This window comes from Sphingomonas sp. S2-65 (assembly GCF_021513175.1).
GTDB lineage: Bacteria > Pseudomonadota > Alphaproteobacteria > Sphingomonadales > Sphingomonadaceae > Sphingomonas.
Window position 1 is genome coordinate 224,382 of the sequence record NZ_CP090953.1, and the last position, 19,902, is coordinate 244,283.

19 protein-coding genes are annotated in these 19,902 nt (G+C 66.3%); 14 read left to right on the forward strand and 5 right to left on the reverse strand.

Going from position 1 to position 19,902, the window contains the following annotated elements; translation table 11 throughout:
• Positions 1–20: 20 nt before the first annotated feature.
• A complete protein-coding gene (locus LZ586_RS01225; RefSeq protein WP_235077891.1) occupies positions 21–1,802 on the reverse strand; it encodes a methyl-accepting chemotaxis protein in 1,782 nt (593 codons plus the stop codon).
• A 139-nt stretch (positions 1,803–1,941) separates the two neighbouring features.
• Here LZ586_RS01225 and LZ586_RS01230 point away from each other — a divergent pair, with 139 nt between their 5' ends.
• The 4 genes from LZ586_RS01230 (at position 1,942) to LZ586_RS01245 (ending at position 5,991) form a co-directional block, all read left to right on the forward strand.
• On the forward strand, positions 1,942–2,385 hold the full coding sequence (locus LZ586_RS01230) for a GFA family protein (protein ID WP_235077892.1): 444 nt from the start codon (positions 1,942–1,944) through the stop codon (positions 2,383–2,385).
• Positions 2,366–3,127: an alpha/beta fold hydrolase gene (locus tag LZ586_RS01235; RefSeq protein WP_235077893.1), complete on the forward strand. Its 762-nt coding sequence runs from the start codon at positions 2,366–2,368 to the stop codon at positions 3,125–3,127. Before LZ586_RS01230 ends, LZ586_RS01235 begins: the two co-directional genes overlap by 20 nt.
• A gap of 214 nt (positions 3,128–3,341) precedes the next feature.
• Entirely contained in the window at positions 3,342–5,156 is a 1,815-nt protein-coding gene (locus tag LZ586_RS01240; RefSeq protein ID WP_235077894.1) for a M2 family metallopeptidase, read from the forward strand.
• A 91-nt stretch (positions 5,157–5,247) separates the two neighbouring features.
• Positions 5,248–5,991: an SIMPL domain-containing protein gene (locus tag LZ586_RS01245; protein ID WP_235077895.1), complete on the forward strand. Its 744-nt coding sequence runs from the start codon at positions 5,248–5,250 to the stop codon at positions 5,989–5,991.
• Position 5,992: 1 nt separating this feature from the next.
• Here the strand turns inward: LZ586_RS01245 and LZ586_RS01250 are convergent, their stop codons facing one another.
• The 4 genes from LZ586_RS01250 to LZ586_RS01265 all read right to left on the reverse strand — a co-directional run bounded on the left by LZ586_RS01250 (position 5,993) and on the right by LZ586_RS01265 (position 8,631).
• Positions 5,993–6,136 carry a hypothetical protein gene (locus tag LZ586_RS01250; RefSeq protein WP_235077896.1) on the reverse strand — a complete coding sequence of 48 codons (144 nt, stop codon included), beginning with the start codon at positions 6,134–6,136 and terminating at the stop codon, positions 5,993–5,995.
• Between the two features lie 141 nt (positions 6,137–6,277).
• Entirely contained in the window at positions 6,278–7,729 is a 1,452-nt protein-coding gene (locus LZ586_RS01255) for an AMP nucleosidase (RefSeq protein ID WP_235077897.1), read from the reverse strand.
• Between the two features lie 83 nt (positions 7,730–7,812).
• Entirely contained in the window at positions 7,813–8,076 is a 264-nt protein-coding gene (locus LZ586_RS01260; RefSeq protein ID WP_235077898.1) for a hypothetical protein, read from the reverse strand.
• Between the two features lie 72 nt (positions 8,077–8,148).
• Complete coding sequence (locus LZ586_RS01265) at positions 8,149–8,631, reverse strand: peroxiredoxin (protein WP_235077899.1); 483 nt, start codon at positions 8,629–8,631, stop codon at positions 8,149–8,151.
• Between the two features lie 108 nt (positions 8,632–8,739).
• Between LZ586_RS01265 and LZ586_RS01270 the strand changes: the two genes are divergently transcribed.
• The 10 genes from LZ586_RS01270 (at position 8,740) to LZ586_RS01315 (ending at position 19,891) form a co-directional block, all read left to right on the forward strand.
• Positions 8,740–9,300, forward strand: coding sequence for a YqgE/AlgH family protein (locus tag LZ586_RS01270; RefSeq protein WP_235077900.1), 561 nt, complete (start codon positions 8,740–8,742; stop codon positions 9,298–9,300).
• An 8-nt stretch (positions 9,301–9,308) separates the two neighbouring features.
• Positions 9,309–9,731, forward strand: a complete 423-nt coding sequence (locus tag LZ586_RS01275; protein ID WP_235077901.1) for a DUF1810 domain-containing protein — start codon at positions 9,309–9,311, stop codon at positions 9,729–9,731.
• 105 nt (positions 9,732–9,836) lie between these two features.
• Positions 9,837–11,234, forward strand: coding sequence for an adenosylhomocysteinase (gene ahcY / locus LZ586_RS01280; protein WP_235077902.1), 1,398 nt, complete (start codon positions 9,837–9,839; stop codon positions 11,232–11,234).
• A 262-nt stretch (positions 11,235–11,496) separates the two neighbouring features.
• Positions 11,497–14,649 carry a TonB-dependent receptor domain-containing protein gene (locus LZ586_RS01285; RefSeq protein ID WP_235077903.1) on the forward strand — a complete coding sequence of 1,051 codons (3,153 nt, stop codon included), beginning with the start codon at positions 11,497–11,499 and terminating at the stop codon, positions 14,647–14,649.
• A gap of 119 nt (positions 14,650–14,768) precedes the next feature.
• Positions 14,769–15,011 (forward strand): hypothetical protein, encoded by a 243-nt coding sequence (locus LZ586_RS01290; RefSeq protein ID WP_235077904.1) that lies wholly within the window; start codon positions 14,769–14,771, stop codon positions 15,009–15,011.
• Entirely contained in the window at positions 15,011–15,307 is a 297-nt protein-coding gene (locus LZ586_RS01295) for a hypothetical protein (RefSeq protein WP_235077905.1), read from the forward strand. Before LZ586_RS01290 ends, LZ586_RS01295 begins: the two co-directional genes overlap by 1 nt.
• A 93-nt stretch (positions 15,308–15,400) precedes the next feature.
• A complete protein-coding gene (locus LZ586_RS01300; RefSeq protein ID WP_235077906.1) occupies positions 15,401–17,719 on the forward strand; it encodes a sensor histidine kinase in 2,319 nt (772 codons plus the stop codon).
• A complete protein-coding gene (gene tsaE / locus LZ586_RS01305; protein WP_235077907.1) occupies positions 17,716–18,162 on the forward strand; it encodes a tRNA (adenosine(37)-N6)-threonylcarbamoyltransferase complex ATPase subunit type 1 TsaE in 447 nt (148 codons plus the stop codon). Before LZ586_RS01300 ends, tsaE begins: the two co-directional genes overlap by 4 nt.
• On the forward strand, positions 18,159–19,133 hold the full coding sequence (locus tag LZ586_RS01310; RefSeq protein WP_235079692.1) for an aminoglycoside phosphotransferase family protein: 975 nt from the start codon (positions 18,159–18,161) through the stop codon (positions 19,131–19,133). Before tsaE ends, LZ586_RS01310 begins: the two co-directional genes overlap by 4 nt.
• Entirely contained in the window at positions 19,130–19,891 is a 762-nt protein-coding gene (locus LZ586_RS01315; protein WP_235077908.1) for a nucleotidyltransferase family protein, read from the forward strand. The genes LZ586_RS01310 and LZ586_RS01315 overlap by 4 nt, the downstream gene beginning before the upstream one ends.
• Positions 19,892–19,902 lie beyond the last annotated feature (11 nt).

Sequence of the window (19,902 nt, forward strand, 5' to 3'; positions counted from 1 at the left end):
GGGGAGGATCACTGGTCGGTTCAGCGCGCCTTGGGGAAGGCCGGGCTGAACGATTTGGGCCGGATCGGCGCGGCGCCCGAGGTGCGGAAGGTGCGGGCGAGGCGGTCGAGCTCGGCGGCCTGATCGGTCAGCTGGCGTGCGGCGGCGGAAGTCTGCTCCACCATCGCGGCGTTCTGCTGGGTTGCCTGATCCATTGTGCCGATCGCAGTGCTGACTTCGCGGATCGCCTGCGACTGGGCGTTGTTGTCCGCCGAGATGGCGCCGAGCAGCGTGTGGACCTCGTCCACCGTGCCGACGATCTGCGAGAGCGACTGGTCGACGCGCTCGACGGCGCCGACCGCCAGATCGACTTCGCCGCGGGTGGCGGTGAGCTGGTCGCGGGCACGGCCGGCTTCCTCTTCGGCGCGCATCGCGAGGGCGGAGACCAGATCGGCGACGACCGCGAAGCCGCGGCCCGCTTCGCCGGCGCGGCCGGCCTCCACGGCTGCGTTCATCGCGAGTACGCGTGTCTGGAAGGCGATCTTGTCGAGCCCCTCGATGACGCTGTCGATGCCCTTCGCGCTTTCGGACACGCGCGACATCGCCTGGACGGCTTCGTCGGTGGTGCTGCGGCCGGTGCCGACGACGGCGATCGCCTCGTCGGCACGCGCGAGCGTCTTGGTCGCGGCCTGGGCGGTGAAGCCGATCCGCTCGCTCATCTGAGTGATCGCGGCGGAGGTCTGCTCGAGGCTGGCGGCGTTGCCTTCGGTGCGGCGGGCGAGATTCTCCGACGCGCTGGCGATCTCGCTGGAGCCGGTGCGGATCGAGTCGGTGCTGTCGACCACGGCGCCGATCAGCTCGCGCAGCTTGGCGATGGCGGCGTTGAAGTCGTGCGCGAGCGCGACATAGTCGCGCGGGAAGTCGCGCCCGAGCTCGACGGTGAGGTCGCCGTCGGAGAGCCCGGTAAGCGCATTGCCCAGCGCGTCCATCGCCTTGGCGCGATCGGCCTGGGCTTCGGCGTTGCTGGTCTCGGCGGCTTGCTTGGCGATCGTCGCCTGGCGGAAGACCTCGAGCGCGCCGGCCATGCGGCCGATCTCGTCGGCGCGGCCGCGGGCGGGGATGTCGACGCCGGTTTCGCCGGCCGCGAGGCGCTGCATCGCCTTGTCCATCTGGCCGAGCGGGCGGAACATGGCGCGGTTGACCAGGAAGCAGGCGAGGGTGGCGGCGAGGGCGATCAACAGGCTGGCGAGCCCAATCGAGCGGCGCAGATCGCCGATCGACGCGGCGACGTCGTCCTTGGGGATGCCGACATAGAGGACGCCGATGGTCTGGCCGGACGCGTCCTTGATGGGGTCATAGGCGGTGTAGAAGGGCTTGCCGAGGATGTCGGCTTCACCGCGATAGGGCTTGCCGTCGCCGAGCACGGTGTCGCGTGCCGGCCCGGCTGCGAGCGGCGTTCCGACCGCGCGGGTGCCGTCCGGCTTGGTGACGTTGGTGGTGACGCGCATGTCGCCCGCGAAGACGGTCGCGGTGCCGCCGACCAGCGCCTTCACTTCGTCCACAGGTTCGGACCAGTCGTTGAGGAGCTTGTCGCCGACGTACAGCTTGTCGCCGTCCCGGCGGAAGCTGGCGCCGTGCTTGCGCAGCACGTTCCAGGCCACGCGCATGTTGGTTTCCTGGCGCTCGGCAGCAGTGCGGGCGGCCTCGCCGGTCACTGCATTGTCGCTGACCAGAAAGGTCGCGACCGCGAGCGTAATCAGGGCGAGGATGGTCAGCGCCGTCGTCTTGGTGGCGAGCGGAAGATTGCGGATACGCGCGAACATGGGGCCTCGTCGATGCGCCGAGGACAAGCGCCGCCCCCGGGATGAAATTCACTCCCTTCCATCATAGGAAGATTTTCGCGGACCCGTTGGCGTGCCAGGGGTTTTACCCTGAGAGCTGCGTAGCGGAGGGAGATGGACGGTGGCCGAGCAAGTGACCGGCGGATGCCAGTGTGGACGCATCCGCTACCGTGCTACGATCGAGGACGACGAGGCGTATCTGTGCCATTGCAAGATGTGCAAGAAGGCTACCGGCGGGATCTCCATAGCCTTCAAGAATCTGCGCAAGGCAGATGTAGCCTGGGAGCGGGAGCCGGACCGCTATGCGTCCTCACCGATCGCCGAGCGGGGCTTCTGTTCGGCATGCGGAACGCCGCTGACGTTCGAATTTCCTGACAGCGAGACGATGGACCTGACCATCGGGAGCTTCGACGCGCCTGACCGTTTCGTGCCCAAACATCATTATGCCGTTGAGAGCATGCAGGGGCAGTGGCTCGACACGCGCGACCTGCCCCGATACCGGAGCGAGGACAACGCCCCCGTAGTCAAACGCTGGATGGATAAAGTTGGCAGACTTCCCGACTGAGACGCACCGCTTCACGAGCTTCGACGGCGTCGAGCTTGCCTGGCACGAGGTGGGGAAGGGCCGGCCGCTGGTGCTGATCCACGGCTATTTCTCGACGGCCTTCGTGAACTGGATCAAATACGGCCATGCCGCGGTGCTGGCGGAGGCGGGCTTCCGGGTGATCCTGCCGGACCTGCGGGCACATGGCGAGAGTGCCAAGCCGCACGATCCGGCCGCCTATCCACCCGATGTGCTGATGCGCGACGGGATGGCGCTGATCGAGCATCTGGGCCTGAGCGACTATGACCTGGGCGGCTATTCGCTGGGCGCGCGGACGGTGGTGCGGATGCTGGCGAACGGCGCCGCGCCGCGCCGCGCGGCCTTGTGCGGCATGGGGCTCAGCGGGCTGCTCGCGACCGAAGGGCGCGGCGGATATTTCAGGCGAGTGCTGACCAACCTCGGGAGCTTCGAGCGGGGAAGCACCGAGTGGATGACCGAGGCGTTCCTCAAGACGACCAAGGGCGACCCCGAGGCGTTGCTGCTGATCCTGCAGACCTTCGTCGACACCCCGCGCGAGAAGATCGCGGCGATGACGCAACCCACGGTGGTGATCGCCGGCGCGGAGGATTTCGACAACGGATCGGCGCAGGAAGTGGCGGACCTGCTGCCGGACGGGCGGTTTGTGGAGATCCCGGGCAATCACATGAGCGCGGTGTCGCGGCCGGAGCTGGCGGCGGCAATTTTGGCGTTCTTGCGGGACTGAATGGCCGGTTTTTCCGCCGCGTCGGACTTGGGTCCGGGTCGCGCTGCCCTGCGGCCGCAGAAGAAGAAGCGGGATCCCGGCTCGAGGCCGGGATGACGGGGGGGGGTGCGGTGTGCGGGACTTCGTTCCTTTGTCTGTGCGTGCGCCGCTTGACCCGCGGCGATCTGCGCGCGAGTGTCCGGCGCATTCCTCCTGCGTTTTGAAGGCACTCCCGATGATCCGTACCGGCATTTCGATGCTTGCGCTTGCTGCGTTCCTCGCCACTCCCGCCGTCTCGCAGACCGCCGCCGCGCCCACGGCGGCCGAGGCGCAGGCATTCCTCGATCGCGTCCAGAAGGAAGTGACCGAGTTCAACCTGACGGCGCAGCGCGTCGCCTGGGTCAACGCGACCTATATCAACGACGATACCGACGCCCTGGCGGCCGATTACGGCGCGCGCGGGACCGAGATGGCGGTGCGTTATGCCGGTGAGGCGGCGCGGTTCCAGAAGGCGTCGGGACTGAGCGCCGAGCAGCAGCGCCAGCTGACCATGCTGCGCAGCGCGATCACGCTGCCGGCACCGGCGACGCCGGCTGCTGCCCAGACGCTGTCGGACATTTCGACCAAGCTCGGTTCGATGTACGCCAAGGGTAAGGGCACGCTGAACGGCAAGCCGATCAACGGCAGCGATATCGAGGCGGCGATGGGCGAAAGCCGCAACCCGGCCGAGCTCAAGGAGATGTGGGTCAGCTGGAACGATCAGGTCGGCGCGCCGATGCGCAGCGACTATGCCAAGATGACCGGCATCGCCAATCAGGGCGCGCGCGACCTGGGCTTCCCCGATACGGGCACGATGTGGCGGTCGGCGTACGACATGCCGCCCGAAGAGTTTGCCAAGCTGACCGACAAGCTGTGGACCGAAGTGAAGCCGCTTTACGTGTCGCTGCACACCTATGTCCGCCGCAAGCTGAACGAGAAATATGGCGACGCGGTGCAGGCCAAGACCGGTCCGATCCGCGCCGACCTGCTCGGCAATATGTGGGCGCAGGAATGGGGCAACATCTATGATGTGGTCGCGCCCAAGGGTTCGGGTGACCTGGGCTTCGACACCGGCGAACTGCTCAAGGCGAAGGGCTATGACTGGAAGAAGATGGTCCAGACCGGCGAGGGCTTTTATTCCTCGCTGGGCTTCGCGCCCCTGCCCGAGACGTTCTGGCAGCGGTCGCTGTTCCTGAAGCCGGCGGACCGCGAAGTGCTGTGCCACGCATCGGCCTGGGACATCGACGAGAAGAACGACGTCCGCATCAAGATGTGCATCAAGGTGAATTCGGACGATTTCGTCACGATTCACCATGAGCTGGGCCACAATTACTACCAGCGTGCGTACCAGAACCAGCCCCAGCTCTATCGCAACGGCGCGAATGACGGCTTCCACGAGGCGATCGGCGATTTCGTCGCGCTGTCGATCACGCCCGAATACCTCACCCAGATCGGGCTGCTCGACAAGGCGCAGGTGCCGAGCGCCGACAAGGATACCGGGCTGCTGCTGCGCCAGGCGATGGACAAGGTGGCGTTCCTGCCATTCGGGCTGATGGTCGACAAATATCGCTGGAACATCTTCTCGGGCCAGATCGCGCCCGAGGCGTATCAGGCCGGCTGGGACAAGCTGCGGCTGCAATATCAGGGGATCGTGCCGCCGGTGGCGCGCGACGAGACCAAGTTCGATGCGGGCGGCAAGTATCACGTGGCGGGCAGCGTGCCCTATACCCGCTACTTCCTGGCGCGACTGCTCCAGTTCCAGTTCTTCAAGGCGGCCTGCGACCAGTCGGGCTGGAAGGGGCCGCTGCACCGCTGCTCCTTCTACGGCAACAAGGATGTCGGCGCGCGGCTGAACAAGATGCTGGAGATGGGCGCCTCCAAGCCATGGCCGGACGCGCTGCAGACCTTCACCGGCAGCCGTGAGATTTCGGGCAAGGCGATGATGGAATATTTCGCGCCGCTCAAGAAGTGGCTCGACCAGCAGAACAAGGGCCAGCCTCAGGGTTGGTGAGCGCTGCGCCTCCCGTCACTCGGCGGGAGGCGCGCCTATCGACTTGCCCCGCGTATCTGCACTAAGCTGATGCGACAGAGGGAGTTCGAACATGTTGAAATATGGACTGGCGCTGGCATTGCTGGCGGCGCCGACGAGTGCGTGGGCTCAGGCGAACGCAGTGACGGGCCCGGTATCGGTGGAGATCGTCGCCGCGGGCCAAGTGAAGGTGCCGGCGCAGCGCTTTCGGATATCGGTCTCGCTCGCGGCGAGCGGCGCGGACGAGGCGGCGGCCGGAACGGCGCTGGCGGCCGCGCGGGCCAAGCTGATGCAGCAATTGGGCGCGATGAATATCCGCGAGGCGCAGGCGGATGCGAGTGCGCCGAGCTCGATCCCGAGCCTGATCGCGAGCTTCGGCGGGCGTTCCAAGCCGAAGTTCAGCACCGAAGTGGCCGATGACGACAGCGACGAGACGCCGCAATCGACCGCTACCGAGACGATCCAGTTCGACGCTCCGAGCAGAGTGGCCGTGAACGGCGCCAAGCCGGTGATCGAGGCGAACGGCGGCACGCTTGGCGATGAAGTGATTCCGTTGCTGGTCGACTATGTCGTGCCGGCACGCCAGGCAAAGGCCGACGCGCTGAAGAAGGCACAGAGCGAGGCGGACGCGTATGCCGCGTCGCTGGGGCTACGCCGCGCGAGCGTTACCCGGATCAGCGAGAAGCAGGACCTGACCGCCGGCGCGATCAACTTCGTCGGCCAGATCATCGCCACCTTTGCCCCGAAGCCCGAGGCGCAGGCGGACGACGTGTCGGTCCAGGCCAATTTGACGGTGGAGTTCCAGCTGACCCGCTGAGTTATTCGGGGATCTCGTCGGGGATGGTGTTCTCGTCGGCGACGCCGGCATCGAACGACCCCGACGAGTCAGTGCCGTCGGGCTGATGGGCGTGGCCGCCTTCCTCGGTTTCGAGGGTGTTCGGATCGGTAGGTTCGGGGTTCATGTCGTGCTCTCCTTTGCAGGAAGAACGCGCTGATGTGGGGTTCTTTCCCGCGCCGTCGAAGCGACATGGCGACTGGGCCCCGGCCTTCGCCGGAGAACCAATGCCATATGCCGCTTTGCGCTTCGACGGCTCCGCGGCGACTCAGCGGAACGGAGGCTCGTTGAAGGCGCGCAGCTTGCGGCTGTGGAGCTTGGCGCCTTCGCGGCGAAGCTGTTCCACGGTTTCGATGCCGATGCGAAGATGCTCGTTGATCGCGCGTTCGTAGAAGCGGTTGGCCTGGCCGGGCAGCTTGAGCTCGCCGTGCAGCGGCTTGTCGGAGACGCAGAGCAGCGTGCCATAGGGCACGCGGAAGCGGTAGCCCTGGGCGGCGAGGGTGGCGGATTCCATGTCCACGCCGACCGCACGGCTGAGCGAGAAGCGCAGTGCGGTGGTGGAATAGCGCAGCTCCCAGTTTCGATCGTCGGTGGTGACGATCGTGCCGGTGCGCAGGCGCTGCTTCAGCTCGTCGCCAGACTGGCCCGAGACGATCTCGGCCGCGCTGGCGAGCGCCAGCTGCACCTCGGCGATCGCCGGGATCGGGATTTCCGGCGGAAGGACATCGTCCATGATGTGGTCGTCGCGCAGATAGGCATGCGCCAGGACATAGTCGCCGATGCGCTGACTGGGGCGCAGCCCGCCGCAATGGCCGATCATCAGCCAGGCCTCGGGCCGCAGCACGGCAAGATGGTCGGTGATCGTCTTGGCGTTCGAAGGCCCGACGCCGATGTTGACGAGCGTGATGCCGGTGCGGCCAGGCGCCATCAGGTGATAAGCGGGCATCTGATGCCGGCGCCAGGCGCTGTCCGATACCAGCCGGTCCATGTCCTCGGGCCGTTCGATGACGATGCCGCCGGCGCCCGAGACGCCGGTGAAGCGGCTGGGCTCGCCATTTTCGCGCGGGCCGAGCTGACTGCACGCCCAGCGGACGAACTCGTCGACATAGCGGTGGTAGTTGGTGAACAGGATGTACTGCTGGACATGCTCGGTCGGCGTGCCGGTGTAGTGGCGCAGGCGCGCGAGCGAAAAGTCGGTGCGCAGGCCGTCGAACAGCGCGAGCGGGCGAATGCCGTGGTGATTGACCCACAGCCCATCGGCGATCTCGTCGCCGATATGGGCGAGTTCGGTGGCGGGGAAGTGGCGCGCGAGGTCGGAGACCGAAACCTGGTCGAGGCTCAGCGCGTGGCCGGGATCGAGAACATAGGCGAAGGGGATCTCCTGACGCCCCGGACGCGCCGCCACTTCGACGTCATGGTCCTCGATGAGGAAGGTCAGCTGCTCGGTGAGATAGTCCGAGAACATCGCCGGTTTGGTGACGCTGATCCGGTACTCGCCGGCATCGACCAGCCGGCCGAACGAGCGGCGCGGGACCGGGCGATCGGTGCCGCCGCGATAGGTGAGGTGGATCTCGGGATAGGCGAAGGAGCCGTCGGTGCGGCTTTCCGGAGATGGGGGCGTGCCGTCCGTCAGATAGCGGGTGAGTGCGGCCTGAAGCCGGTCGACCGAGGCGCTGTAGAGGCGGTCCAGCTCGGCGACGATATCGGATGCGCTTGTCATCTTCCACGGCTAAGCCGCGAATCGCCGCCGTGCAAGTGCATGGATCGGCAAAGCCCCTCCCGTGTGGGAGGGGCTTTCCGGGGTTACTTCTTGGTGTCGGCCTTGGTGGTCTTGCCGCCGGTCTCTTCCTTGTCGCCGCGCAGCTGGGTAGCGGCATAGGCCGCGCCACCTACCGCCGCTGCGGCGCCGGCCGCGATCGCCGCGGCGGCGACCGGGTGTTCCTTCACTGCGTTCACTGCCGTGTCGACAGCGTCGCCGATCGCGTCCTGCGCGGTCTTGATGAAGGACGTGTTCGACTCCTGGCTCTGGCCGGTGCCTTCGCCGCTGGTGCTCTTGGTGTCTGCCATGACCTGTCTCCCTTCAAAATTGCGCACCTGCAACTCCTGCGGCAGCGCGGCAGTTCCGCTTCCGTAACCGTTTTACAGGCGGGCGAGCAGATAGTCGGCCGAGCTGACTTCGAACTGGCCCGGCGCCTCGACATGCAACTGCTCGATCACGCCGTCGTCGACGAGCATCGAGAAGCGCTGGCCGCGCATGCCCATGCCATAAGCCGAGCCATCCATCTCGAGGCCCAATGCCTTGGGGAACGCGCCATTGCCGTCGGCGAGCATCGTGACCTTGCCTTCCACGCCCGACACCTTGCCCCACGCGTCCATGACGAAGGCGTCGTTGGCGGCGGTGCAGGCGACTTCGTCGACACCCTTGGCCTTCAGTGCGTCGGCCTTGTCGACGAAGCCCGGCAGATGGTGCGCGGAGCAGGTCGGGGTGAAGGCGCCGGGTACCGAGAAGAGCGCGACGCGGCGTCCGGCAAAGAAGTCGTCGGAACTGACCTGCTCCGGGCCGTTCTCGGTCACCTTGACGAAGGTCGTGGCGGGGATGCGGTCACCGGTCTGGACGGGCATGGAGTCTCTCCTGATTGAAACGCCCTAGCCGGGTAGGCGCGCAGGGACGGCGCGGCAAGCGGCGGAAGGCGCGGCGGAGCCAATGGCGCGCCGGTAAGTTGAGGGGCCATGGAGTCCACGCCCTTTCTGACCGGCCAGTTCCTGCTCGCAATGCCTGGGATCGGCGATCCGCGCTTCGAGCGGGCAGTGATAGCGGTGTGTGCGCATGACGAGGACGGTGCGCTGGGCATCGGCATCGGCGACACGATCGAGGGGCTGGGGCTGCATGAATTGCTCAAGCAGTTCGACATCGATCCGGGCGGCCTGCCCGACACCCCGGTGCATTTCGGCGGGCCGGTGGAGCCGCGCCGCGGCTTCGTGCTGCATTCGACCGACTGGAGCGGGCAGGACACAGTGGATGTCGGCGGACGCTGGGCGCTTTCCGGGACGATCGATGTGCTGCGCGCGATCGCCGAGGGCAAGGGCCCGACACAATGGCTGGTGGCGCTGGGCTATGCCGGTTGGGGCGAGGGCCAGCTGGACGCCGAGATGACGCGCCACGGGTGGTTCAGCACCCTTGGCGATCCCCGGCTGATGTACGAGGTCGACGCGGAAGAGCGCTGGGAAGAGGGTTTCTTCGGCGCGGGCGTCGATCCGCGGCTGCTGGCCAACTGTACCGGCAGGGCCTGAGCGAGAGGATGCGCGAACCACTGGAGCGGTTCATCGAGGCGCAGGCAGGCGTGTATCCCGCCGCGCTGGGCGAGCTGAGGGCGGGGCGCAAGCGCAGTCACTGGATGTGGTTCGTGTTTCCGCAACTCGCCGGGCTGGGACGCAGCGAGACGGCACGCTTCTATGCGCTTCGGTCGGCGGAGGAAGCGCGGCTATATTGGGCGCACCCGCTGCTGGGTTCGCGGCTGCGCGAGGCGACGGGGGCCGCGATCGGTAGCGGCGTCCCGGCAGAGGCGCTGTTCGGCTACCCCGACGATCTCAAGTTCCGCTCCTGCATGACGCTGTTCGCGCACGCCGTTCCGGACGAGGGGCTGTTCATGGACGCGCTCGATCGGCTTTGCGACGGCAGGAGCGATGCGGCCACGATCGAGTTGCTCGCGGGCGCCATATAAAGATATCTTTATATCTGCTTGCGGTCGCGACGCTGGAAGAGTAGGGCGCAGCCCATCACCGCCGGGTATCCGGCGCGCAGCCGATTCAATCGTGGAGACCCATTCGTGGCTACCGAACAAGACTACGTCATCAAGGACATCGAACTCGCCGCTTTCGGCCGCAAGGAGATCGAGATCGCCGAGACGGAAATGCCCGGCCTGATGTCGCTCGTCAGCGAATTCGGCGAGTCCAAGCCGCTCAAGGGTGCGCGCATCACCGGCTCGCTGCACATGACGATCCAGACCGCCGTGCTGATCGAGACGCTGGCCAAGCTGGGCGCCGAACTGCGCTGGGCTTCGTGCAACATCTATTCGACCCAGGACCATGCCGCCGCCGCGATCGCCGCGACGGGCGTGCCGGTGTTCGCTGTGAAGGGCGAGACGCTGGAAGAATATTGGGATTACGTGATCCGGATCTTCGACTGGGGCCAGGACCAGACCTGCAACATGATCCTCGACGATGGCGGCGACGCCACCATGTTCGCGCTGTGGGGCGCGCGCGTCGAGGCGGGCGAGGAACTGTTCACGCCGACCAACGAGGAAGAAGAGATCTTCGTCGCGACGCTGAAGCGCTTCCTGGCCGAGCGTCCGGGCTACCTCACCAAGACCGTCCAGAACATCAAGGGCGTGTCGGAAGAGACCACCACCGGCGTGCACCGCCTGTATGAGCTCGCCAAGCAGGGCAAGCTGCCCTTCCCGGCGATCAACGTGAACGACAGCGTCACCAAGTCGAAGTTCGACAACCTCTATGGCTGCAAGGAATCGCTGGTCGACGCGATCCGTCGCGGCACCGACGTGATGCTCGCGGGCAAGGTCGCCGCGGTTGCCGGCTTCGGCGACGTGGGCAAGGGCTCGGCCGCATCGCTCCGCAACGGCGGCGCGCGCGTGCTGGTGACCGAAGTCGACCCGATCTGCGCCCTGCAGGCGGCGATGGAAGGCTATGAAGTCGTGACGATGGAAGAAGCGGCGACCCGCGCCGACATCTTCGTCACCGCGACCGGCAACGCCGACGTCATCACCGTCGATCACATGCGCGCGATGAAGAACATGGCGATCGTCTGCAACATCGGCCACTTCGACAGCGAGATCCAGATCGCGGGTCTCAACAACATGAAGTGGACCGAGATCAAGCCGCAGGTCGACGAAGTTGAGTTCCCCGATGGCAAGAAGATCATCGTCCTGTCGAAGGGCCGCCTGGTCAACCTGGGCAACGCAACCGGCCACCCGTCGTTCGTGATGTCGTCGTCGTTCACCAACCAGGTGCTGGCGCAGATCGAGCTGTGGACCGGCGCGGACAAGTACAAGAACGAAGTGTATGTCCTGCCCAAGCACCTCGACGAGAAGGTCGCGGCGCTGCACCTGGACAAGCTGGGCGTGAAGCTTTCAAAGCTGACCGACCAGCAGGCCGCCTATATCGGCGTGCCGGTCGAGGGCCCGTTCAAGCCGGACCACTATCGCTACTGATGCTGGCATAAGCCTGCGATCGAGGGGCCGCATTCCTGCTGGAATGCGGCCCTTCTTCGTTTGCGCGCTAGAGCACGTTTCGTGGTGTGGCTTTGAAGTGACACATCCCGGAAATTGCGCGATCTAAGTCGTTGAAACCCCGTGTGTGTTCGCCCGAAATCCGAGGGACACGCAGCAGCAACATCGGCCTGTACTAAGCGCGGCCCTTCCCACGACAGACGCGTGAAAGCGTGCTGGCACTGGGAACAGTGAAAGGGTTTGTATGCGTTTCGTACCTCTGGGCAGCCGCTCGCGGCTCAGCCTGACTGCGTCCCTGGCTGTGCTGGCGATCGCCGCAGCCAACCCTGCCGCCGCGCAGGATACCTCCGACACCACCGGCGCCAACACGGCTCCAGGCACCGACACCACTGCGACCGACACGGCCGTCCCGCCGAGCGGCGAAGCGGCCGCTGCGCCGAGCGCGCAATCCGAGCCGGTTCAGGCAGAGGAAGTCGTCGTCACCGGATCGCGCATCGCGCGTCCGACGCTCGACTCGCCGATCCCGGTAACCTCGGTCTCGGTCGCCGACCTGACCCGCACCGGTGGAGTCGTCATCGGTGACGCGCTCAACGATCTCCCGTCGCTGCGCTCGACCTACAGCCAGGCGAATTCGACGCAGTATATCGGCACCTCCGGCGTCAACTTCCTCGACCTTCGCGGCCTTGGGCCGAGCCGCACACTGGTGCTGGTCAACGGCCGTCGCCACATCACCTCGTCCGAGGGCGAGTTCATCGTCGACACCAACACCATTCCGACCGACCTGATCGACCGTGTCGACATCGTCACCGGCGGCAGCTCGGCGGTGTACGGCTCCGACGCGATGGCCGGCGTGGTCAACTTCGTTCTCAAGCGGAACTTCGAAGGCGCGCGGCTGAACGCCCAGGCGGGCCTGAGCGACAAGGGCGATCGCGGCACCTATCGCCTGTCGGGCACGTTCGGGAAGAACTTCTCCGAAGGCCGCGGCAATGTCGCGCTTAGCCTGGAATACAACCAGGCCGACATGGTGACCTTCGCGGATCGCCCGGAGCTGACCGGTGCCTTTTCCGGCCGCACTCAGATCCAGCTGGTCGACGACCCCAGCCTGGACAACACCATTCCCGACCGCACGCTGCTGAGAGGCGTGCGCAGCTTTGGCTACGACAATGGCGGCAACTTCATCGCCTATAACGGCACCGGCATCACTGTGTGCGGGACTCAGCCGGGCGGCTGCCTGCCAAACGGCATGCCGCGTATCTTCGGCTTCAATTCGGATGGTTCGCTGTCGGAGTACAACTACGGCACCGACTTCCGTCCTGTGGGCTCGGGCAACAACCAGGGTGGCAGCGGTGCGATCCTGAACGACACCGGCACGCTGGTGCCATCGCTCAAGCGCTACGTGGCCAATTTCCTGGCGCATTACGACGTTTCCGACGCGTTCCGTCCGTTCATCGAAGCCAAGTTCGTTCGGGTTGAGAGTTTCAACCAGGGAACGCCGACCTTCGCCCAGGGCGGCGAGCAGGGTACGATCGCCTATCGCGACGCCGCCGGCACGGCGCTGAACCGTCCGGCTGCGCTGAGCTATGCCACCAGCCGTGGTATTCCGATCCAGTTCGACAACGCGTTCCTGCAGCCGGGCGCGGCCGCGACGATCCGCTCGCTGCTGCCGGGCGACGCAACCTTCTTCCGGCTGAACCGTAACAATGTCGACCTGGGTACCCGCGACGAGTTCGACCGCCGTGACACCTACCGTGTCGTCGTCGGTGCGGATGGCACGTTCAACGATGACTGGAAGTACGACTTCTCGGTCAATTATGGCGAGTTCCGTTCGCTCTCGCGCTTCCCGAACAACCGCATCGAGCAGAACTTCTACAATGCGGTCGACGCGGTGCGGAACGGCGCCGGCCAGATCGTCTGCCGGATCAACCAGACCGCAGTGACCGATCCGAGCTGCGTACCGATCAACCTGTTCGGCGCCGGTTCGCCGAGCCGGGCGGCGTTGAACTATATCAACACCACTGCGAGCCGCGAAGGCAAGGCTACCGAGTTCGACGTGAATGCGAACCTGGTCGGCGACACCTCGCAATGGTTCGAACTGCCGGGCGGACCGGTGCGCTTCGCGATCGGTGGCGAGTATCGCCGCGAGACCGCATCGTACCAGTATGACGCACTGACGAAGAGCGGTGCGACCTTCCTGAACGCCATTCCGGACTTCAACCCGCCGGCGTTCGAAGTGAAGGAAGCCTATGGCGAGATCGAGCTGCCGGTGCTGCGCAATCTGCCGTTCGCACAGGAGCTGACGATCAACGGCGCGGCACGTGTCGCCGATTATAAGGGCTCGACCGGCACGGTGTGGGCGTGGAATGCGGGCGGCATCTATGCGCCGATCCGCGACATCAAGTTCCGCGTGAACTATTCGAAGTCGGTGCGGGCGCCTACGCTCGGCGATCTCTACTCCTCGCCGTCGCAGAACTTCGCCTCGATCGACGATCCGTGCGACATCAACTTCATCGACAACGGGCCGAACCGCGCGGCGAACTGCCTTGCGGCCGGTGTGCCGGTGGGGTTCAAGAACGATCCGGCTCGGGCCGGCACGACCGAGATCCTGTCGGGCGGCAACGAGAACCTGACCGCCGAGACCTCGCGCAGCTTGACCTATGGCGTGATCCTGCAACCCAGCTTCCTGCCGGGCTTCGCGATCACCGCCGATTACTATGACATCAAGATCAGCAACGTCATCAACGCGGTTGGCGCGCAGACGATCGTCGATGCCTGCTACGATGGTGACACGCTGGAGAACCAGTTCTGCGGCTTCATCAATCCGCGCCAGTCGAACGGGTATTTTGCGTTGCCTGCGCTGCTTCAGAGCAGCATCAACTTCGCGGCGCTTCGTGCGAAGGGCATCGATGTCGACATGTCGTACAATCACCGTTTCGACTCGAATGACCGCCTGGCTGTCCGCCTGGTCGGTACTTGGGTGCAGAACCGGACGGACTATCCCTATCTCGACGATCCGGAGTTCCCGGAGCGCGTGAAGGGCGAGCTGGGCGACCCGATCTTCAGCGCGAACGCCACTGTCGATTATTCGCACGGTCCGTTCAGCCTGGGGTATCAGGTGCGTTATGTCGGCAAGCAGTCGATCACGGACTGGGAAGCGCAGCACGACACCAACGGCGTGCCAGCCTATGATCCATATTATGCCGACGTGACTTATTATCCGGAGGTGTTCTACCACGCGATCCGCGCATCGGTGGACGTCAACCGCCAGTTCACTCTGTATGGCGGCGTCGACAACCTGACCGACGAGCGTCCGCCCTATGGCCTTACTGGCACCGGTGAAGACGCTGTTTACGACAATGTCGGCCGTTTCATGTATGTCGGGGCGGCCATCAAGTTCTGATCATCCCTTCGACGCTTTGAAAAAGAGGGGCTCGGCAATCTGCCGGGCCCCTTTTCGTTGCCGACGGATCGGAACGCAGCGTTCTAGCTTACGTTATTCCCGGGAACGGGAGCAGTTTCATGGTGCGTGCGCTGATTGCAAGGCTGGTCCTCGGAGGCGCCATGATCGGTGCTGGTGGCGGATTGGCCGGGATCGGCCTTGCCAATTACACCGAGTCGGGAACTTTCCACTTCTACAAGGCGCCGGCGATGCGCGAGTGGAGTGCGCCCAAACCGACGGCTTCGGAACCCTCGGCTGTCGCCTTCGCCGCGGATCGCCTGGACCTATCGCGCGGTGTGCCCGACGCTGGTGTCGGCCGCTGATGATGGGGTCAGACGGCAATCGTGATGAACGGGCGATCGGTTCCGCGCGCGAACGGATGGCCGATGTGCTGAAGGCCGCGCTGGAGCCGGTGGAGGATGCGCCCATCGACGACGCCACGCGACGGCTGATGCTGCACCTGTCGATTGAGCCGCTGGGCGGCGTGTCGGCGGGGCCGGCCAAGCATTTGGAGCCGGAGGACGGCGCCACATCGGCCTCTCTGCTGAGGCGCATCTTCGGCTACAGACGGTGGAAATCGGGACAAACGCGGCGAAGCGCTAACCCTGATCGTGAGTGAAGCGCGCCGCGCCGTCCGCTAACGCTTCCCGAGGGCCGTGGCTTTGCTTAAGGGTATTGCCATGGTGATCCGGCACCGCCGCGAAGGTGCGGCTTGATCCTTATTTCGCAATCGAGCGCGGTGCTGGCTGGTGCCGTGGTGGCGTTGCTGCTCCTGCTGGGCTGCTGGGCGCTGTTCACGGGGCTGCGCGCGCGCTCCGTGGCGCGGGGAATGGTGGAAGAGAACCGGCAGCTCAATACGCTGCTGGACTCCGCGCCGTCCCAGGCGCTGCTGGTGCGGGCCGATGGACGGGTCGAGCTTTCCCGCCGGCTGGCGGGCTGGTTGGGACTGGAAGCATTGCCGCGCGAGCTCGACGCCCTGTCGGCAGACGGCGCGGGGCTTTCGGCGGAGGATGCCGATCTGCTCAAGCGCAATGTGGCGGCGGCGCAGCGCGCGGGGCGCGGCTTTACCATGGCGGTGCAGCCGCAAGGGTCGCAACGGGCATTGTTGGTTACGGGCGAGCGCGGGGCGATGGGCGTAGTGCTCTGGTTCGTCGACATGACCGAGAGCGTGCGCGAGATCGAAGAGCTGCAGCACGACTCCGACCGGCTGCATGCCGCCTTCGAAGCGCTCACCGCGCTGATCGAAGCCGCGCCGATGCCGATGTGGTACCGGGGGCCCGACCTCAGGCTGCTGATGGTCAACACCGCCTATGTGCGCGCCGTCGAGGGACAGGATGGTGAGGATGTCGTCTCGCGAGGGTTGGAACTGGTCGAGGGCGGGGGACTTGGCGGGCCGCTGGCCAACGCGGCGATCGCGCGCGACACCGGCGAGCCCCAGGTGGCGGCAATGCCGGCGACCGTCAGCGGCGCACGGCGCATGTTCCGGCTGCACGACGTGCCGCTACCGACCGGCGGCGTGGCGGGTTTCGCAGTCGATATCGAGGAACTGGAGCAGGCGCGGGTCGGGCTGAAGCGGTTCGGCGAGGCGCAGCGGGCGATGCTCGACCGCGTCTCGGGCGGCGTGGCGCAGTTCGGGTCCGACCGCGGGCTGGTGTTCAGCAACCAGGCATTCCGGCGCATGTTCGCGATGAAGAACGAGTGGCTGGCCGATCGTCCCGAATTCGACCGCGTTCTCGAGCGGATGCGCGAAGTGAATCGGCTGCCCGACGTGCGCGACTTCCCGGCGTGGAAGGCGGAGCGGCGGGAATGGTTCACCGCGCCCGAGGCGATGGAGGAGACGTGGAGCGTCGCCGGCACGCATCTGCGCGTGGTCGCGCAGCCGCTTCCGGAAGGCGGATTGTTGTTGCTGTTCGAGGATCGCACGCAGCAATTCGAGCTGCAGCGCGAGCATGGCGAGATGCAGCAGGTGCGCACCGCCACGCTCGAAAGCCTGGCCGAGGCGGTGGCGGTGTTCAGCAAGGGGCGGCTGCAGCTGTGGAACCGCAAGTTCCGCCAGGTCTGGGGGTTCGAGGATAGCTTCCTGGACGGGCATCCGCAGATCCCGAACCTGGTCAAGGCGGTGGGGCCGAAGCTCGCCAATCCCAACCGAGCCGAAGTGCTGGGCGACCTGATCCGGATCGCGGCGAAGGATCGGCAGCAGCGAGGGTCTAGCATCGCGTTCGCCGACGGCCGGCATTTCGACGTGTCGGCGGTCCCGCTGCCCGACGGCAACGCGCTGGTGACGATGCTGGATACGACCGATCACCACCGCGCCGAGAGTGCGCTGCGCGACCGCAATGTGGCGCTGGAGGCGGCGGACCGGGTTAAGACGGCGTTCGTCGCCAATATGAGCTATGAGCTTCGCACGCCGCTGACTTCCATCAAGGGGTTCGGCGAGATGCTGCACGGCGGCTTCGCGGGCAAGCTGACCAAGAGCGCGAAGGAATATACCGAGGCGATCCTGACCTCGGTCGACCGGCTCGGCAACCTCATCGACGACGTGCTCGACCTCACGCAGAGCGAAGGCGCGCCGCTGGAGCGGGTCAGCGTCGATCTGGAGCACGCCGCCAACAGCGCCGCCGAGGCGATCGCGCCGCTGGCCAAGGACAAACGGATCGAGCTGGTGGTGGAAGATGCCGGCAGCGCGGGAAGCGTGACGGGCGATCGCCGACGCCTGCGCCAGGCAATCGAGCATCTGCTTCGCCATGCGGTTGCCGGGACGCCGGAGGAGGGACGGGTGCTGCTGCACCTCGATGGCAACAGCGAGGTGGCGCGGATCATCGTATCGGACAACAGCGCGGGGATGAGCAGGCAGGCGGTGGCGAATGCGTTCGACCGCTTTGCCCAGCACGGCATCTCCGGCAGCGGCGAGCGTGCGCTTGGCTTGGGGCTCCCGCTGGCCAAGCAGTTCGTGGAGGCACATGGCGGGCGGATCCAGCTGATCTCCGAACCTGGCCAGGGCACCTTGGTCACCGTGGAACTGCCGCGATGATCGAACTGCGTTCGTTGGAGGAGTCGCTGGCGCTGGGCGCGCGGCTGGCGAGCCTGGTTCGGGCGGGAGACGTGATCGCGCTCTCCGGTCCACTGGGAGCTGGCAAGACGAGCATTGCCCGGGGGCTGTTAGCCGCGCTGGGTCTTGAGGCGGAAGCGCCGTCGCCCAGCTTCGCGATCGTCCAGCCCTATGAGCCGCCCGAAGTCAGGCTGCCGGTGCTGCATGTCGATTTGTATCGGATCGAGCATCCCAATGAGGCGGAGGAGCTGGGGCTGGAGGACGCGCGGTACGATTCGCTGCTGATCGTGGAATGGCCCGAGCGGCTGGGTTCGGAATATTGGGCCGATGCGCTGTGGCTGAGCGTGGAGCCGCAGCCGGATGGCGCGCGGCGCTTGACAGTGCGGGTGCCGGCGGCATGGGAGGACCGATGGCCCCTGACATGAACCCGCCCGCCGGCGTGCCCGATTTCCTGACCGCCGCCGGATGGGATGGCGCGGAGGTCCGGCCGCTTGCCGGCGACGCGTCGTTCCGCCGCTATTTCCGCGTGGTCGAGCATGACCGCAGCGCGATCCTGATGGACGCGCCGCCGCCGCAGGAGGATCCGCGGCCGTTCATCGCCATCGCCGAGTGGCTGACGGGGCGGGGCTTCGCGGCGCCGGCGATCCTGCACAAGGATCTGGCGCAGGGCCTGGTGCTGATCGAGGACTTTGGCGACGCGCGGCTGAAGGAGACCGTGGAGGCGGCGCCCGAGAGCGAGCTGCGGTTGTACGAGGCGGCGGTCGATCTGCTGGTACGGTTGGGCGAGGAGGATGCCGCCGACGTGCCGCCCTATGACATGGCGGTGTACCAGCGCGAGGCGGCGCTGCTGACCGAGTGGTATTGCCCGGCGGTGGGGCTCGAGGTGGACGTCCAGGGCTATGCGGATGCGTGGCGGACTATCTTGTTGAGCCTGACGACAGACTCTCGCGCCGTCACTGTGTTACGTGACTACCACGCTGAGAACATCATGCTGATCGGGGGAAGCGAGAGCCTGGGGCTGCTCGACTTCCAGGATGCGCTGGCGGGGCACCCGGCCTACGACCTGGTGTCGCTGCTCCAGGATGCGCGGCGCGACGTGCCGGCAAGCCTGGAGACGGCGATGCTCGACCGGTACAAGCGGACCACAGGGGCGGGCGACGCATTCGACGTGGCCTATCACGTGCTCGGCGCGCAGCGGAATGCGAAGATCGTCGGCATCTTCACTCGGCTTTGGCAGCGCGACGGCAAGCCGCGTTATGCCGGACTGTGCCCGCGCGTGTGGGGCTATCTGGAGCGCGACCTGAGGCACCCGGCGCTGAAGCCGATGGCCGACTGGTTCGACGCCAACATCCCGCGCGAACTGCGCGGCGACCCGCTGGCGATCGCCGGCGCATGACCCAAGGCACAACGCTGTCGCTTCGGCCGCAGCCCGAGGCGGTGGTGCCCGAGACCGCGATGGTGATGGCGGCGGGCCTGGGCAAGCGGATGCGTCCGCTGACCGCGACGCGTCCCAAGCCGCTGGTAGAAGTCGCCGGCAAGCCGTTGATCGACCACGTGTTCGACCGTTTGCGAACCGCCGGCGTGAAGCGGGCGGTGGTGAACGTCCACTATCTGGCCGACCAGATGGAGGCGCATCTGCGCGCGCGCGTGAAGGACATAGACGTCCTGATTTCCGACGAGCGCGCGCAGCTGCTGGAGACCGGCGGGGGCCTGGTCAAGGCGCGCGAAATGCTGGGCGACAAGCCGTTCCTGTGCGTCAACAGCGACAATCTGTGGGTCGACGGGCCGACCGACGCGATCCGCAGCCTGGCGGCGCAGTGGGACGACGCCCGCATGGATGCGCTGCTGCTGGTGGTGCCGCTGGCCCGCGCGCACAATCATCCCGGCAGCGGCGACTTCCGCCTCGACGCGTTCGGGCGCATCGTCGAGCGGCGTGAGCCGGGTCGGATGGCGCCGTTCGTCTTTACCGGCGTGCAGATCCTGTCGCCCCGGGTGCTGCGCGATTGGCCGGAAGGGCCGTTCTCGACCAACCTGTTCTGGAACCGGGCGATGGAAGCGGAGCGGCTTTGGGCCGTGGTGCACCAGGGCCTGTGGTTCGATGTCGGCTCGCCACCGGCGATCGCCGCGACCGAGGCAGTGCTCGCCGAGATGTGAGCTTGCTTTCT

Coding starts and splice junctions, on each gene's coding strand:
- LZ586_RS01225 (WP_235077891.1), bottom strand. CDS start 1,802: ATGTTCGCGCGTATCCGCAATCTTCCGCTCGCCACCAAGACGACGGCG.
- LZ586_RS01240 (WP_235077894.1), top strand. CDS start 3,342: ATGATCCGTACCGGCATTTCGATGCTTGCGCTTGCTGCGTTCCTCGCC.
- LZ586_RS01245 (WP_235077895.1), top strand. CDS start 5,248: ATGTTGAAATATGGACTGGCGCTGGCATTGCTGGCGGCGCCGACGAGT.
- LZ586_RS01250 (WP_235077896.1), bottom strand. CDS start 6,136: ATGAACCCCGAACCTACCGATCCGAACACCCTCGAAACCGAGGAAGGC.
- LZ586_RS01255 (WP_235077897.1), bottom strand. CDS start 7,729: ATGACAAGCGCATCCGATATCGTCGCCGAGCTGGACCGCCTCTACAGC.
- LZ586_RS01260 (WP_235077898.1), bottom strand. CDS start 8,076: ATGGCAGACACCAAGAGCACCAGCGGCGAAGGCACCGGCCAGAGCCAG.
- LZ586_RS01265 (WP_235077899.1), bottom strand. CDS start 8,631: ATGCCCGTCCAGACCGGTGACCGCATCCCCGCCACGACCTTCGTCAAG.
- LZ586_RS01270 (WP_235077900.1), top strand. CDS start 8,740: ATGGAGTCCACGCCCTTTCTGACCGGCCAGTTCCTGCTCGCAATGCCT.
- LZ586_RS01275 (WP_235077901.1), top strand. CDS start 9,309: ATGCGCGAACCACTGGAGCGGTTCATCGAGGCGCAGGCAGGCGTGTAT.
- LZ586_RS01285 (WP_235077903.1), top strand. CDS start 11,497: ATGCGTTTCGTACCTCTGGGCAGCCGCTCGCGGCTCAGCCTGACTGCG.
- LZ586_RS01290 (WP_235077904.1), top strand. CDS start 14,769: ATGGTGCGTGCGCTGATTGCAAGGCTGGTCCTCGGAGGCGCCATGATC.
- LZ586_RS01295 (WP_235077905.1), top strand. CDS start 15,011: ATGATGGGGTCAGACGGCAATCGTGATGAACGGGCGATCGGTTCCGCG.
- tsaE (WP_235077907.1), top strand. CDS start 17,716: ATGATCGAACTGCGTTCGTTGGAGGAGTCGCTGGCGCTGGGCGCGCGG.
- LZ586_RS01310 (WP_235079692.1), top strand. CDS start 18,159: ATGAACCCGCCCGCCGGCGTGCCCGATTTCCTGACCGCCGCCGGATGG.
- LZ586_RS01315 (WP_235077908.1), top strand. CDS start 19,130: ATGACCCAAGGCACAACGCTGTCGCTTCGGCCGCAGCCCGAGGCGGTG.